Genomic DNA, 14,797 nt, shown 5'->3' with positions numbered 1-14,797 from the left:
GCGCTCACCCCGGGGACGGAGACGCCCGGCCGTTCTCGACATGGGGAGGACGCTCGTTGTGCCGCGGGCTGTCAGACCCACCGTCTAGGATCGAACACATGTTCGATGATGCGGTGCGTGTGGGTGAGTGGCAGCAGCAGCTGGCTGCGGCGCTCTGCTCGACGTCCGGTCTGGACGACCGGGGGCGGCTCGACGCGATCCGCGCGCTGGAGGAGCTGGTGTGCACGGCGACCGCTGCCCAGGCGGCGTTGTCGGCCGAGCTCGACACCTCCACCCGGGCCCACCACGCCGCGCTGGGCGAACCGGCGGCGCGTCAGGGGCGTGGGGTCGCGGCGCAGGTGGCGTGGGCGCGGCGGGAGTCGCCCTTCCGGGGCCAACGTCACCTCACCCTCGCCCGGGTCGTTGCCACCGAGCTGCCGTGCACGTGGCAGGCGTGGCGCACGGGCCGGATCACCGAGTGGACCGCCACCCTCATCGCCCGGGAAACCTCCTGCCTGTCCCTGGCGGATCGTCGTCGCGTCGACTTCGAGGTCGCCCGCAACGCCGAGCAGCTCGAGCAGATGAGCCCCCGCCAGGTCGAGGCCGCCTGTGCTGGCTGGGCCGCACGCTTAGATCCTGCCTCGGTGGCCGAACGCCGCCGGCGGGCGGAGAAGGACCGCCACGTCGGACTGCGGCCCGCTCCCGACACCATGACCCGGCTCTCGGCGTTGTTGCCGGTCAAGGACGGGGTCGCGGTCTACGCCGTGCTGTCCCGGGTCGCCGACGCCGCCCGTGCTGCGGGTGACCCCCGCAGTCGGGGTCAGGTGATGGCTGATGCGCTGGTCGCCGCGGTCACGGCGTACGGCCAGCAGACGGGCACGGACTCTTCATCGAGTGGGGTCGGGATCAACCTCGTCATGTCCGACTCAACCCTGTTCGGCGGCTCCGAGGAGCCGGCGTGGGTGGAGGGCTACGGGCCGGTGCCGGCCGACCTGGCCCGCGAGATCATCACCGACGCCTGCTCTCGCGACGAGGCCGTGTGGGTGCGGCGGCTCTACACCAGCCCGACCACCGGCGAGCTGGTCACCATGGACACCCGCGCCCGCCGGTTCCGCAACTCGTTGGCGCGGTTCATCCGGGTCCGTGACCGGGTCTGCCGCACCCCCTGGTGCCACGCGAGGATCCGGCACACCGACCACGCCCACGACCACATCCAGGGTGGGTCCACGTCTGCGGGCAACGGGCAGGGCTACTGCCAGGCCTGCAACCACGCCAAGCAAGCACCCGGCTGGACCGCCGTCACCCTCACCGGACCCGAGACCGATGGTCACGAGATCGAGACCACCATGCCCACCGGCCACCGCTACCGCAGCCGGCCACCACCCCTGGCCCGCATCCATCACCGCACCGACCTGCCACCCATCACCATCGACTACTACCTCGCCGGCTAGCCGCGACGAGGACGCTGATCGTCCGGATCATCTGGCAGCATCCAGCCATGCCGTACACGACCCGGCCGTTGTCCCCGGACACCTGGGAGGACTTCGCCGCGCTCGTCGAGGCCAACAACGGCGTGTGGGGCGGGTGCTGGTGCATCGGCTTCCACGTCGACGGGTTCGGCAAGTCCCCCACGCCCGAGCGCAACCGCGCCGCCAAGCTCGACCACGTCGAGCGCGGAACGGTGCACCAGGTCCTCGTCTACGACGAAGACGGCAGCTGCGTGGGGTGGTGCCAGTACGGCACGCCCGCCGAGCTGCCGAACATCAAGAACGCCGCGAAGTACGCCGCCGGCATGACCGTGCTGCCGGACTGGCGGATCGGCTGCATCTTCACCAGCAGCCGACAGCGCGGCAAGGGCGTCGCCCGAGCGGCGGTCGCCGGCGCCCTGGAGGAGATCCGGGCCGCGGGCGGCGGTGTCGTGGAGGCCTACCCGGAGCAGACCGTCGACCGGAAGCCGCAGCGCGGCGCCTACCTCCACACCGGTCCCGAGGAGCTCTACGAGCGATTCGGCTTCGTGCGCGACCGGCAGATCGCGAAGTGGCGCTGGGTCATGCGGGTCGAGGTCTGACGTGCGATCGACCTGGATGAGGACCGCGGCCCTGGTCCTCGCCGACCTGACCGTCCTCATGGTCGTCGCCACCATGTGGGCCGTACGCAAGGACCTCGATGCCACGTCGGGCTCCGCGACTCCCGTCACCGACGGAGCCTCGGTCGCCGTCCTTGTCGCGGCCGCACTGGTGCTGCTGAACGGCCTCCTGCTCGTCATGTCGCCGCGTACCCGTCACCTCGGTGCCGGGATGCTCGTCGCCGTCGTGGGCGCCATCCCCGTCGGCCTCGTGGTCTGGGTCGTCGGGCTGACGACCTTCACCCGCTGACGAGGAGCTTCGTGGTGCTGACCGGCGTCACCGCGTCGCCCACGGTGAGGTCGCCTCGCGTGACCACGTCGGCGTAGACGGCCAGGCAGAGGTCGCGCTCCCGGCCCAGCGGCTTCAACCAGCGGGTCGGGCTGGCCAGCCCGTCCTGCGCCAGGTCGATGGTCCGGCAGCGCTCGACCCGCTCCACGACGTGGAGCACCACGTCGCCGACAGCGAGGTCGCGGTCCACCCACGACTCCTCGACGAACGGCTCCTCGGTCTCCACGAGGAGGTTCACGCGCAGCCGCTGCGGGTCCGCGTCGACGCCCCAGCGCTCGGCACACCAGCGCAGGGTCGCCGTACCCACCAGGGACACGGCGCCGGCGTCCTGGTGGGGGACGTGGACCTCGGTGCGGGGGCTCACCGCCGTGCCGAGCCGGGACGACAGGGCCGCGTCGAGACCCGGGTCGCCGACGGTCCACGTCGTCCCGTCGGGACCGACCACGCGGACCGAGCCGTCCTCGGACGTGGCGGCTGAGAACTCCTCGATGCCGTCACGGCGGCGAAAGCGGCGCGAGTCCTTGTGCGAGGCGAGCCGTCCTTCCGCGTCGGTGACGGCCCACCACCGGTCACCGGCGAGCCCTCGGTCGTCGACGAGGACGGCATCGAGGGACTCACCGGTCATGGCCTTGACCGGGTAGCGGCGGATGGAGCGCAGGGTGGCGGTCACCCGCCGAGGCTAGACCGGGACCAGCTCGACGGCGCCCACCGCGTAGCGCGCCAGCACGGCACGCGCCAGCTCCGGGTGGGCGCCCAGCGGCTCGGACACCGCGATCGCACCGGCCTCGAGTGCCAGCTCCTTCGCCCGATCGGGCAGGAAGCCCGGGGCGAGGAAGAGCGAGGCGACCGCGATGTGGCGGCGGCCCTCGGCGCGGAACTGCCGCACGGCCTCGCCGGTGGTCGGGGGCGCCGCCGACGCGAACGCCGCCGTCACCGGCAGCTTGTGCTTGGTGCCCCACAGCCGCGCCAGCCGGGCGACCGCCTGGTTGGCCATCGCGTCGGAGGAGCCGGCGCCGGCGAGCACCAGCGCGTCGAGCTCGCGCACCCGGGAGGCCTTGAGGGCCTCACGCATCCGGATGTCGAGGATCTCGAGGAACTGGGTCTCGAGGCCGAGGATCGCCGAGGCGGTGATCTTCACGCCCGGGTGGCGCTCGGAGGCCTCCTTGACGGCGGCCGGGACGTCGACCTTCGCGTGGTAGGCCTCGGTGAGGAGCAGCGGGACGACGACGATCTCCTCGTGCCCCTTGCGGACGAGCCGGTCCACGACCGTCTGGAAGGACGGCTTGGACAGCTCGAGGAACGCCTTCTCGATCGTGAGGTCGGGGCGCAGCGCCTTGACCTCGTTGACGAGGGCGTTGATGGTCTCGGCGGAACGCGGGTCACGGCTTCCGTGAGCCAGCGCCACCAGTGCCGGAGCAGCCATGGTGTTCATTCCTCCTTCAGTGGATCCCGCACTCGGTCTTCGACGTGCCTGCCCAACGCCCGCTGCGCGGGTCGTCGCCGGGGGCCACCCGGCGCGTGCAGGGCCAGCAGCCGATCGACGGATAGCCGTCATGGACCAGCGGGTTGACGAGGACGCCGTTGTCCGCGATGTACTGCTCCACCTGCTCGTCGCTCCAGCGCGCCAGGGGAGACACCTTCACCTTGCCCTTGCGGGCGTCCCAGCCCACGACCGGCGCGATCACGCGGTTGTGGGTCTCGGCCCGTCGCAGCCCCGTCGCCCACGCGTCGTACGACGCCAGCGACTCCGCGAGCGGGGTGACCTTGCGCAGCTGGCAGCACAGGTCGGGGTCGGTCTTGTAGAGGTCCTTGCCGTGGGCCTCGTCCTGCTCGGCCACCGTCTGCTTCGGGGTGATCGTGAGCAGGTTGACGTCGAGCGTGGCCTCGACGGCGTCGCGCGTGCCGATGGTCTCGGCGAAGTGGTAGCCGGTGTCGAGGAAGACGACGTCCACGCCCGGAGCGACCTTGGCGGCGAGGTGTGCCAGCACGGCGTCGCCCATCGACGACGTCACGCAGAAGCGCTCGCCGAAGGTGGCCACCGCCCACTCGATGATGTGCTCGGCCGGGGCGAGCTCGAGCTCGGCGCCGACGTGGGAGACCAGCTCGCGCAGCTCCTCCGACGACCGACCCTCGGTGTGGGTGCCGCGCGCCTCGCTGGCGCGACGGGTGGTCGCGGCGGTCATGACGTGCCTCCCGGTCGGAGCAGGCCGAGGAGCTTCACGCTGAAGGCCCGCTGGCAGCCGCGGCACTCCCACTGGCCGTGACCGGCCGAGCCGTCCGTCGCCTCGTGGGGCCACAGGTCGGTCTCACCGCAGTAGGGGCAGTGGAACGGCACGGCGCGCTCGCTCATGAGGCACCCGCCAGGGTCTTGTCGCCGCGCAGCAGCTCCTCGTCGGCCCGGGCGACCCAGGTCGCGAACCGCTCGCCCTCCTCGCGGTCGGCGAGGAAGTTGGTGACGACGGCGGTGACGTAGTCGTCGAGCCCGGCGCTGGTGACCTTGTGGGCGCGCAGCTTGCGCCCGAAGTTGGCCTCGAGCCCCGTCGCGCCGCCGAGGTGGACCTGGAAGCCCTCGACCTGCTCGCCGTCGTGCATGACGAGCTGGCCCTTGAGCCCGATGTCGGCGACCTGGGTGCGGGCGCAGGCGTTCGGGCAGCCGTTGACATTGACCGTGATGCCGTCGGGCACCTGCGCGTCGAGGTCCGGGAACCGCTTCTCGAGCTCGGTGACCAGGTCGCGGGCCCGGTTCTTCGTGTCGACGATCGCGAGCTTGCAGAACTCGATGCCGGTGCAGGCCATCGTGTTGCGCCGCCACGCCGAGGGCCGGGCGGAGAGGCCGATGGCGTCGAGCCGGTCGAGCAGCTCGTCGACGACCGCGGGGTCGACGCCGATCAGCACGATCTTCTGGTAGGGCGTGAGCCGCGCGCCCTCGACCGCGTACTCGTCCATCAGGTCGGCGAGCTGGACGAGCAGCGTGCCGGAGACGCGTCCGGCGGTCGGTGCGATCCCGACGTACTTGTTGCCGTCGCGCTGGTCGTGGACGCCGATGTGGTCGCGGTGGCCGGTCGGCGAGGCGGGCGACTCGCAGCGCACGAGCTCGCGGCCGAGGTACTCGTTCTCCATCACCTCGCGGAACTTGTCGACACCCCAGTCGGCGACGAGGAACTTCAGGCGGGCGCGCGAGCGCAGCCGGCGGTAGCCGTAGTCGCGGAAGATCGAGGCGACCGCCTGCCAGGCGTCGGGGACCTCGTCGAGCGGGATCCAGACGCCGAGCTTCTGCGCCAGCATCGGGTTGGTCGACAGTCCGCCGCCGACCCAGACGTCGAAGCCGGGGCCGTGCTCGGGGTGGACGGTGCCGACGAAGGCCACGTCGTTGGTCTCCGGGGAGACGTCGTGGGAGGGGTGACCGGTGAGCGCTGTCTTGAACTTGCGCGGGAAGTTCGCGAAGTCGGGGTTGCCGATGTAGCGCCGCTCGATCTCCTCCAGCGCCGACGTCCCGTCGATGATCTCGTCCTGGGCGACGCCGGCGACGGGCGAGCCGAGGAAGGGACGGGGCGAGTCGCCGCATGCCTCGAGGCTGTGGAGGCCGGAGGCGTCGAGCCGCTCCCAGATCGCGGGGACGTCCTCGATCCGGATCCAGTGGTACTGGATGTTCTCGCGGTCGGTGACGTCGGCGGTGTCACGCGCGAAGTCGACGCCGATGGTGCCCAGCGCCCGCACGGTGGCCGGCGTCAGGAGCTTGCCGTCGGAGCGGACCCGCAACATGAAGTAGCGGTCGTCGAGCTCCTCCTCCTCGAGCACCGCGGTCTTGCCGCCGTCGATGCCGGGACGGCGCTGCGTGTAGAGACCCATCCAGCGGAAGCGGCCGCGCAGGTCCGCGGGGTCGATCGAGTCGAAGCCCCGCTTCGAGTAGGTGTGGAGGATCCGGTCGCGGACGTTGAGCGGGCTGTCGTCCTTCTTGGACTGCTCGTTCTTGTTCAGCGGCTCGGTGTAGCCGAGCGCCCACTGGCCCTCACCGCGCTTCGGGCGCGGGATCTCGGTGCGAGTGGCCGGCTGTGCGGTGTACCGGAGGTCTGACATGGGGGAGTGTCCTCAGCTGGAGTCGAGTGGTGGTCGAGAGCTCTCAGCGCGGACACATCATGCTGCGGGTTCGCCCGAGGTCCACGTGGCGTCGAACCACGAGGAAGGCGTGCGTCGCAGCAGTGATCATGGAACGAGTCTCAGGGCGTGGACCCCCCTTCCACAAACCGAAATCTCATGATGTGAGATCAAGCGCCGAATAATGAGACGCTGGGCCGCTGTTCACGCGGTGGGCGTGTTCCGCCTCACACCGCGAGCGTCACTAGGGTGTCGCCATGAGCGAGCAGTCGGTGAACCAGAGCATCAGCAGCGCCTATTCCCAGATCCTCGACGTCATCGGCGGCGTGGAGCCCCGGATCGCCGCGGCCACCCGCCAGGAGCTCGAGGACCAGCGAGGTTCGCTCAAGCTCATCGCCAGCGAGAACTACGCCTCGCCGGCCGTGCTCCTGACGATGGGCACCTGGTTCTCGGACAAGTACGCCGAGGGCACCGTCGGCCACCGCTTCTATGCGGGCTGCCAGAACGTCGACACCGTCGAGTCGGTCGCCGCCGAGCACGCGCGCGAGCTCTTCGGCGCTCCCTACGCCTACGTCCAGCCCCACTCGGGCATCGACGCCAACCTCGTCGCCTTCTGGTCGATCCTCGCCCACCACGTCGAGGGCCCGTGGCTGCAGAAGTTCGGGGCCAAGAACGTCAACGAGCTCTCCGAGGAGGACTGGGAGACGCTGCGCACCGAGCTCGGCCACCAGCGCCTGCTCGGCATGAGCCTCGACGCCGGCGGTCACCTCACCCACGGCTTCCGGCCGAACATCAGCGGCAAGATGTTCCACCAGAACCAGTACGGCACCGACCCGGAGACCGGGCTGCTCGACTACGACGCCGTCCGGGCGAAGGCCCGCGAGTTCCAGCCGCTGGTGCTCGTCGCCGGCTACTCCGCCTACCCGCGACGCGTGAACTTCGCCAAGATGCGCGAGATCGCCGACGAGGTGGGCGCCACCCTCATGGTCGACATGGCCCACTTCGCGGGCCTCGTGGCCGGCAGGGTGTTCACCGGCGACGAGGACCCCGTGCCCCACGCGCACATCGTCACCACGACGACCCACAAGTCGCTCCGCGGCCCGCGCGGCGGCATGGTCCTCGCGCAGGAGGAGTTCGCGCCCGACGTCGACCGCGGCTGCCCGATGGTCCTCGGCGGCCCGCTGTCGCACATGATGGCCGCCAAGGCGGTCGCGCTCGCCGAGGCCCGGACCCAGGAGTTCCGCGACTACGCCCAGCGCATCGCCGACAACGCCCAGTCGCTGGCCGACGGCTTCCTCAAGCGCGGCGCGACGCTGGTCACCGGCGGCACCGACAACCACCTCGTCCTGCTCGACGTCTCCTCCTTCGGCCTCACCGGCCGCCAGGCGGAGACGGCGCTGCTCGACGCGGGCGTGGTCACGAACCGCAACTCCGTCCCGGCCGACCCCAACGGCGCCTGGTACACCTCCGGCATCCGCTTCGGCACCCCGGCGCTGACGACCCGCGGCTTCGGGGCCGAGGAGTTCGACCGCACGGCCGAGCTCGTGGTCGAGGTGCTGTCGAACACGCAGCCCGGCACCACGAAGGCCGGCGAGGTGTCGAAGGCGTCCTACGTCCTGGGCGACGGCGTCGCGGACCGGGTCCGGTCGGCGTCGGCGGAGATGCTCGACAAGCACCCCCTCTACCCCGGTCTCGACCTGGCATGACGCTCAGCTGAGCCAGCGGTACTCCACCTCGGGCCGGCCGCTGCGGCCGTAGCGGGGACGCCGCTCGGCGACACGGGTGTCGGCGAGGTGCTCGAGGTAGCGCCTCGCCGTGACCCGCGAGCTGCCGATCCGCTCGGCGACCTCGGCCGCCGACATCGGCTCGCTGCCCTCGCGCAGCGCGGTCGTCACCTGCTCCAGCGTCTCGGGCGTCATCCCCTTCGGCAGCGGGGTCTGCGCCACCGAGGGGCGCAGCGAGCCCAGCAGCCGGTCGACCTCGTGCTGGGCGATCTGCTCGGGAGCCGCGGCGAGCTGGGCCCGGTAGGCGGCGTACTGCTCGAGCTTGGCGCGGAACGTCGGGAACGTGAACGGCTTGATGAGGTACTGCACCACCCCGAGGGTGGCGGCGGCGCGGACCACGTCGGCGTCGCGCGCCGCGGTCACGGCGATGACGTCGCACGGGTGGCCGGCGGCCCGCAGTCGCTGGAGCAGGCCGAGCCCGTGCCCGTCGGGCAGGTTCATGTCCAGCAGCAGGACGTCGATCGCCGGGTCCGCCTGGAGGAGCCGGAGCGTCTCGGCGACCGAGTGGGCGACACCGGCGACCTCGAACCCCGCGACGCGGTTCGTGTACGCCGCGTGCGCCTCGGCCGCGACCGCCTCGTCCTCGACGACCAGGACCCGCGTGGTCATCGGCGTACCTCCACGGTGAAGGCCGCGCCACCGAGGTCGGAACCGGTGATCGTGACCCGGCCGTGGTGGCGTCGCGCCACCTGACCGACCAGCGCCAGCCCGATCCCGCGGGCGCCGGCGTCACCGCGGCCCTTGGTCGTCCACCCGCGCTCGAGGACGTGCTGGGCCTCGTCGTCGGTGAGGCCGGGGCCGCTGTCCTCGACGACGACGGCCAGCGCGTCCGTGTCGCCGGCCAGGGTGACCGAGACCCGGCGTTCCTCGCTGTCGGCCACCGCGTCGAAGGCGTTGTCGACGAGGTTGCCCAGCACGGTCACGAGGTCGCGCGAGGGCAGGGGACCACCCTCCGGCAGCTCACCCGCGACCGTGAGGACGACGCCCCGCTCGGACGCCTCGGCGGTCTTGCCGAGCAGCAGGGCGGTCACGACCGGGTCACCGACCGCGGCGACCACGCGGTCGGTCAGCTTCTGGGCGAGCAGCAGCTCCTCGGTCGCGAAGGTCACCGCCTCCTCGGCCCGGCCCATCTCCAGCAGGGCGACGACGGTGTGGAGCCGGTTGGCGTGCTCGTGGGTCTGGGAGCGCAGCGAGTCGGTCAGTCCCTGGACGACGTCGAGCTGACCCGTGACCGCCCGCAGCTCGGTGTGGTCGCGGAGGGTCACGACCGCCCCGACCTCGCGGCCGCGCCAGGTCGCGGGGGAGGAGCTGACCAGCAGCAGGTGGTCGCCGGCGGTGTAGAGCTCGTCGGCCTCCGCGTCCTGGCCCAGTGCCGCAGCGACCAGGCCCGGTGCGAGACCGAGGTCGTGGACCGACCGGCCCACGACGTCGTCAGGCAGGTCGAGCAGCCGTCGGGCCTCGTCGTTGACCAGCTGCACCCGCCCGTCCTCGTCGACGAGGAGCAGTCCCTCGCGGACGGCCCGGAGCACGGCGTCGTAGTACTCGTACATCCGCGTGATCTCCTGCTCGCCCAGGCCGTGGGTGAGCCGGTCGAGCCGGCGGCTGACCAGCCAGGCGCCGGCCACGCCCGCGAGCAGCACGATCCCGCCCACCCCGAGGACGAGGACCAGGTCGTCGCGCAGCTGGTCGTCGATCGCGGCCACGGTGATGCCGACCGAGACCATCGCCACGACGCTGCCGTCGTCGACCACCGGCACGACCGAGCGCATCGACGGCCCCAGGGTGCCGGCGTACTCCTGGGCGAACACGCGACCCTCGGGTGCGCCGCCGAGGTCACCGATGAAGGGCTTGCCGATCTGGGCGGGGTCCGGGTGGGTGAAGCGGGTGCGGTCGAGTGCCATGACCACGACGAAGTCGACGTCGGTGTCGACCCGGACCTGCTCGGCGTAGGGCTGCAACCGCTCGGTGGGGTCCGCCGAGCGCAGCGCGCCGAGCGTGGTCGGGGAGTCGGCGACCGACCGGGCGACGGCGACCGCCCGCTCGGTCGCGGTCGCCCGTGCGTCGTTGCGCGCGTCGTACGCCGCCAGCCCGAGCGCGCAGGCGACCAGGAGCAGCACCAGCAGGACCTGCAGCGCGAGCACCTGCCGCGCGACCGAGGGCTCCCGGGTCGGGCGGCGGGGAGGGCGGCTGGGCACCGCGGCATTGTGCCGCACGGTGCGTGAACTCAACGAACACAACGGTGACGGCCGTCACAGCCGCGGACACCCTGAGCGGGACGGAGCCGGCAGGGAGCCGGCCCACGCCCAGGAGGAACCTCATGAGCGCCACCACCCCCGAGCGGCCGCGTACGCGCGACCGGTCGCACTACCTCTACCTCGCGGTCATTGCCGCCGTGCTCGCCGGCGTGCTGGTCGGCATGGTCGCCCCGGCGTTCGCCGTCCAGCTCAAGCCGCTGGGCGAGGCCTTCGTCGCCCTGATCAAGATGATGATCCAGCCGGTCATCTTCTGCACCATCGTGCTCGGCGTCGGCTCGGTCGCCAACGCCGCCCGCGTCGGCAAGGTCGGCGGCCTGGCTCTCGGCTACTTCCTCACGATGTCGACCGTCGCCCTGGCCATCGGCCTGGTGGTCGGCAACATCCTCCACCCGGGCTCCGGGCTCCAGCTCGACGACGCCGCGATCAGCGCCGGCCAGGAGCAGGCCGCCGCCGGCCACGGCAGCACGACCGAGTTCCTCATCGGCATCATCCCGACCTCGTTGCTCTCGGCCCTGACCTCCGGCGAGGTGCTCCAGACGCTGCTGATCGCGCTGCTGGTCGGCTTCGCCCTCCAGCAGATGGGCAGCGCCGGCGAACCCGTGCTGCGCGGCATCGGCCACGTCCAGAAGGTCGTCTTCCGGGTGCTCGCGATGATCATGTGGGCCGCCCCGGTCGGCGCCTTCGGTGCCATCGCGGCCGTGGTCGGCGCCACCGGCCTCGACGCCCTCAAGAGCCTCGCGGTGCTGATGGTCGGCTTCTACGTCACCTGCATCCTCTTCGTCTTCGTGGTGCTCGGGACGCTGCTGAAGGTCACGACCGGCGTCAACATCTGGTCGCTCTTCCGCTACCTGGGCCGTGAGTTCCTGCTGATCCTGTCGACCTCGTCCTCCGAGTCGGCCCTGCCGCGCCTGATCGCGAAGATGGAGCACGCCGGCGTCGACAAGCCGACCGTGGGCGTCGTCGTGCCGACCGGCTACTCCTTCAACCTCGACGGCACCGCGATCTACCTGACGATGGCCTCGCTGTTCATCGCGGAGGCGCTCGGCGACCCGCTGAGCATCGGCGAGCAGGTCTCGCTCCTGCTCTTCATGATGATCGCCTCGAAGGGTGCGGCGGGTGTGACCGGCGCCGGCATGGCGACCCTGGCCGGCGGCCTGAGCAGCCACCGCCCCGAGCTGGTCGACGGCGTCGGCCTGATCGTCGGCATCGACCGCTTCATGTCCGAGGCCCGCGCCCTGACCAACTTCGCCGGGAACTCCGTGGCCACGGTGCTCATCGGCCACTGGACCGGGGGCCTCGACCGCGCGAGGCTCGACGGCGTCCTGTCCGGCGACGACCCGTTCGACGAGGCGACGATGGTCGACGACGAGGAACCGGTGCGCGCACCCGAGCCGGCGAGCGCCTGACCGACGACGCGTGGGACCCGGTTGTGGCAGTTTTGTTGCCACACCGGGTCCTTCGCGCGGGAGTACGCCGCGTGGCGGCGCCGTAGCATCGCAGCTGACCCACTGGCAGCCTGGGACGCGACCGCCTCGCGGCGCGTCCCATCCCTCAGGGTGCCGACCAACAGTGGGCGCACGCCTCGGGTGCGGACCTCCACGGCCCACGGTGTCGAGGTAGCACCCGGGGCGTGCTCGGCCCGCCGGACGGTTCAGACCGCGGGTGTCGCCCGCTCCACCAGCGTGGCCAGGTCGCCACCGGCGAGCATCCCGTAGGTGCCGTCGTGGCCGTCGGCCAGGCGCGAGGCGCAGAAGGCGTCGGCCACCTCGGGCGGCGCGTGCCGCACGAGCAGCGCGCCCTGGAGGCAGGCGGCCATCCGCCCGGCCAGTCGCCGCGCCGAGACCTCGAGGCCGGCGCTGTCACCCAGCAGCCGGAGCGTGTCCTCCACGGCCAGGTCGAGACGGGCATCGCCGCCGCGAGCGGCCCCGACCTCGGTGATCCACGCGTCGAGGACCTCGGGCTCCCGCGAGAGCGCACGCAGGACGTCGAGGGCGTTGACGTTGCCGGAGCCCTCCCAGACCGAGTTCAGCGGCGCCTCGCGATAGAGCAGCGGCAGACCCGACTCCTCGACGTAGCCGTTGCCACCGAGGCACTCGAGAGCCTCGGCGACGAACCCGGGGGTGCGCTTGCAGACCCAGAACTTGGCCAGCGGCAGCGCGATCCGGCGCAACGCGGCCTCGTGGGGGTCCGACGCCCGGTCGACCGCGGCGGCGAGCCTGACGGCGAGGGCGGTGGCCGCCTCGACCTCGAGCTGCAGGTCGGCGACGACGTTCTGCATCAGCGGCTTGTCGGCCAGCAGCCCGCCGAAGGCCGAGCGGTGGGTGACGTGCCATGCCGCCTCGTTGAGCGAGTGGCGCATCAACGACGTCGAGCCGAGGACGCAGTCCAGCCGTGTCGCCGCGACCATCTCGATGATCGTCCGCACGCCCCGCCCCTCGTCGCCGAGACGCACGGCGACGGTGCCGTCGAGCTCGAGCTCGCTGGAGGCGTTGGAGCGGTTGCCGAGCTTGTCCTTGAGCCGGACGACGTCGAGCCGGTTGCGGCTGCCGTCAGGCAGCACTCGCGGGACGACGAAGCAGGTCACCCCATCCTCGGCCTGAGCGAGCACCAGGAAGACGTCGTTCATCGGGGCGGAGGTGAACCACTTGTGGCCGTGCAGCGTGTACTCGCCGTCGGTGCCTGTCGGGACGGCCCGGGTGACGTTGGCCCTCACGTCGGAGCCGCCCTGCTTCTCGGTCATGCCCATCCCGGCGAGCGCGCCGCGCTTCTCGGCGAGGGGCCGCAGGCCGGGGTCGTAGGTGGTGCTCGCCAGCAGCGGGGTCCACTCCTTGGCGAGCGCGTCGTCGGCGCGGAGGGCCGGCACCGCGGCGTACGTCATCGAGATGGGGCAGCCGTGGCCGGGATCGGTGTGCGACCACGCCATGAAGCCGGCCGCGCGTCGGACGTGCGCGTGGGGTGAGTCGGACTCCCACGGCGCAGCGGCGAGCCCCTGGCCCACCGCCCGCTCCATCAGCCAGTGCCATGACGGGTGGAACTCGACCTCGTCGACGCGGTTGCCCCAGCGGTCGTACGGCGTGAGCTCCGGGTGGTGCCGGTTGGCGAGCATGCCGTGCTCCCGCGCCTCGGCCGATCCGGCGAGCAGCCCGAGAGCGCTCAGGTCGTCGACGACCTCGGCGGACGCGTGCCGCGTCACGGCCTCGACCAGCGCGGCGTCGGAGGCGACCACGTCGTGGCCGACCAGCAGCGGGGCCTGGTTGGTGCTCGCGCGAAGGTCGGGCCGAGGGGCCCCACCTGCCGGGTTCGGGCTGCTCATGCCGATACCGTAGGCGCATGCGGGAGACGCTGTGGCGACTGGTCGTCACGACCTTCGGCTCCTGCCTCCGCTACCGCGTGACCGGCCTCGCCGCGGAGGCGGCGTTCTTCGCGATCCTGTCGGTGCCACCGCTCGTCTTCGCGCTCGCCGGCATGATCGGCTTCGTCACCGGTCAGTTCTCGCCCGCCGACATCGAGCAGGTGCGCCAGGGCGTCATCGACATCTCCTCACGGGCGCTGACCGAGGACGCCGTGCGCAAGATCATCGAGCCGACCATCGACGACGTGCTCTCCTCGCGTCGCTTCGACGTCATCTCGCTCGGCTTCGTGCTGTCGTTGTGGGCGGGGTCGCGCGCCCTCAACGTCTTCGTCGACACCATCACGATCATGCACGGGCTCGGCGGTCACCGCGGGATCGTGAAGACCCGCGCCCTCTCGTTCATGCTCTACCTCCTGGCGATCATCACCGGGGTGTTCACGCTGCCCCTGGTGGTCGCCGGCCCGTCGCTGGTCAGCGACCTGCTGCCGGAGCGGGCCCTGTTCGTCATGGAGTTCTACTGGCCGACCGTCGTGGTGGTCTCCGTGTGCTTCCTCGCGACGCTCTACCACGTGTCGGTGCCGGTCCGGACCAACTGGAGCTTCAACCTCCCGGGCGCCGTCTTCGCGATGCTGTCGTGGATCGGCGGCTCCTTCCTGCTCCGGTGGGTGCTCACCACGACCGCGGCCGACTCCGGCTCGATCTACGGCCCGTTGGCCTCGCCGATCGCGGTCCTGCTCTGGCTCTACCTGCTCTCCGTGGCGGTGCTGATCGGGGCGGCGGTCAACGCGGCCTTCGACTCCGTCTTCCCCCAGAAGTCGACGACGAGCGCGCGCAGCGAGCTGGTCCAGCGACTCAAGGAGCGGATGACGCCCGCCTCCCGCTCCACCGACCAGGTGACGGACTAGATTCAGGCTCGTG

Annotated in this window: 14 protein-coding genes; 6 read left to right on the top strand and 8 right to left on the bottom strand. The window is 71.7% G+C overall.

Going from position 1 to position 14,797, the window contains the following annotated elements; genetic code table 11:
* The first annotated feature begins 98 nt into the window (after positions 1-98).
* The 3 genes from ABD091_RS00840 to ABD091_RS00830 are packed head-to-tail and all read left to right on the top strand — an operon-like array spanning position 99 to position 2,354.
* On the top strand, positions 99-1,430 hold the full coding sequence (locus ABD091_RS00840; RefSeq protein ID WP_343915213.1) for an HNH endonuclease: 1,332 nt from the start codon (positions 99-101) through the stop codon (positions 1,428-1,430).
* Between the two features lie 47 nt (positions 1,431-1,477).
* The gene (locus tag ABD091_RS00835) at positions 1,478-2,047 is read left to right on the top strand and encodes a GNAT family N-acetyltransferase (protein ID WP_343915212.1); all 570 of its coding nucleotides are present in this window, start codon (positions 1,478-1,480) and stop codon (positions 2,045-2,047) included.
* A gap of 16 nt (positions 2,048-2,063) precedes the next feature.
* The gene (locus tag ABD091_RS00830; RefSeq protein ID WP_343915211.1) at positions 2,064-2,354 is read left to right on the top strand and encodes a hypothetical protein; all 291 of its coding nucleotides are present in this window, start codon (positions 2,064-2,066) and stop codon (positions 2,352-2,354) included.
* Here the strand turns inward: ABD091_RS00830 and ABD091_RS00825 are convergent.
* The 5 genes from ABD091_RS00825 to ABD091_RS00805 are packed head-to-tail and all read right to left on the bottom strand — an operon-like array spanning position 2,344 to position 6,470.
* The gene (locus ABD091_RS00825; RefSeq protein ID WP_343915210.1) at positions 2,344-3,063 is read right to left on the bottom strand and encodes an MOSC domain-containing protein; all 720 of its coding nucleotides are present in this window, start codon (positions 3,061-3,063) and stop codon (positions 2,344-2,346) included. The two genes, ABD091_RS00830 and ABD091_RS00825, sit on opposite strands and share 11 nt — an antisense overlap.
* A gap of 9 nt (positions 3,064-3,072) precedes the next feature.
* Positions 3,073-3,816, bottom strand: a complete 744-nt coding sequence (locus tag ABD091_RS00820) for a sirohydrochlorin chelatase (protein WP_343915209.1) — start codon at positions 3,814-3,816, stop codon at positions 3,073-3,075.
* A 16-nt stretch (positions 3,817-3,832) separates the two neighbouring features.
* Positions 3,833-4,576 carry a phosphoadenylyl-sulfate reductase gene (locus tag ABD091_RS00815; protein ID WP_343915208.1) on the bottom strand — a complete coding sequence of 248 codons (744 nt, stop codon included), beginning with the start codon at positions 4,574-4,576 and terminating at the stop codon, positions 3,833-3,835.
* The gene (locus ABD091_RS00810) at positions 4,573-4,743 is read right to left on the bottom strand and encodes a hypothetical protein (RefSeq protein ID WP_343915207.1); all 171 of its coding nucleotides are present in this window, start codon (positions 4,741-4,743) and stop codon (positions 4,573-4,575) included. Before ABD091_RS00810 ends, ABD091_RS00815 begins: the two co-directional genes overlap by 4 nt.
* Positions 4,740-6,470, bottom strand: coding sequence for a nitrite/sulfite reductase (locus tag ABD091_RS00805; protein ID WP_343915206.1), 1,731 nt, complete (start codon positions 6,468-6,470; stop codon positions 4,740-4,742). Before ABD091_RS00805 ends, ABD091_RS00810 begins: the two co-directional genes overlap by 4 nt.
* Positions 6,471-6,745: 275 nt before the next feature.
* On the opposite strand from ABD091_RS00805, the gene ABD091_RS00800 reads away from it, so the two are divergent.
* Entirely contained in the window at positions 6,746-8,194 is a 1,449-nt protein-coding gene (locus ABD091_RS00800; protein ID WP_343915205.1) for a glycine hydroxymethyltransferase, read from the top strand.
* A 3-nt stretch (positions 8,195-8,197) separates the two neighbouring features.
* Here the strand turns inward: ABD091_RS00800 and ABD091_RS00795 are convergent, their stop codons facing one another.
* The gene (locus ABD091_RS00795; RefSeq protein WP_343915204.1) at positions 8,198-8,881 is read right to left on the bottom strand and encodes a response regulator; all 684 of its coding nucleotides are present in this window, start codon (positions 8,879-8,881) and stop codon (positions 8,198-8,200) included.
* Positions 8,878-10,467, bottom strand: coding sequence for a sensor histidine kinase (locus ABD091_RS00790; RefSeq protein WP_343915203.1), 1,590 nt, complete (start codon positions 10,465-10,467; stop codon positions 8,878-8,880). The genes ABD091_RS00795 and ABD091_RS00790 overlap by 4 nt, the downstream gene beginning before the upstream one ends.
* 122 nt (positions 10,468-10,589) lie before the next feature.
* On the opposite strand from ABD091_RS00790, the gene ABD091_RS00785 reads away from it, so the two are divergent.
* The gene (locus ABD091_RS00785; RefSeq protein ID WP_343915202.1) at positions 10,590-11,933 is read left to right on the top strand and encodes a cation:dicarboxylate symporter family transporter; all 1,344 of its coding nucleotides are present in this window, start codon (positions 10,590-10,592) and stop codon (positions 11,931-11,933) included.
* A 245-nt stretch (positions 11,934-12,178) separates the two neighbouring features.
* Here ABD091_RS00785 and ABD091_RS00780 read toward each other — a convergent pair whose 3' ends face one another.
* Entirely contained in the window at positions 12,179-13,840 is a 1,662-nt protein-coding gene (locus ABD091_RS00780; RefSeq protein ID WP_343915201.1) for an acyl-CoA dehydrogenase family protein, read from the bottom strand.
* Between the two features lie 17 nt (positions 13,841-13,857).
* Between ABD091_RS00780 and ABD091_RS00775 the strand changes: the two genes are divergently transcribed.
* Positions 13,858-14,784: a YihY/virulence factor BrkB family protein gene (locus tag ABD091_RS00775; protein WP_343915200.1), complete on the top strand. Its 927-nt coding sequence runs from the start codon at positions 13,858-13,860 to the stop codon at positions 14,782-14,784.
* Positions 14,785-14,797: the final 13 nt, after the last annotated feature.

The organism is Nocardioides aestuarii (assembly GCF_039527245.1).
Classification (GTDB): Bacteria; Actinomycetota; Actinomycetes; order Propionibacteriales; family Nocardioidaceae; genus Nocardioides; species Nocardioides aestuarii.
The sequence above is the reverse complement of the archived record's forward strand: the minus strand, read 5'-3'. Positions and strand labels throughout refer to the sequence as shown.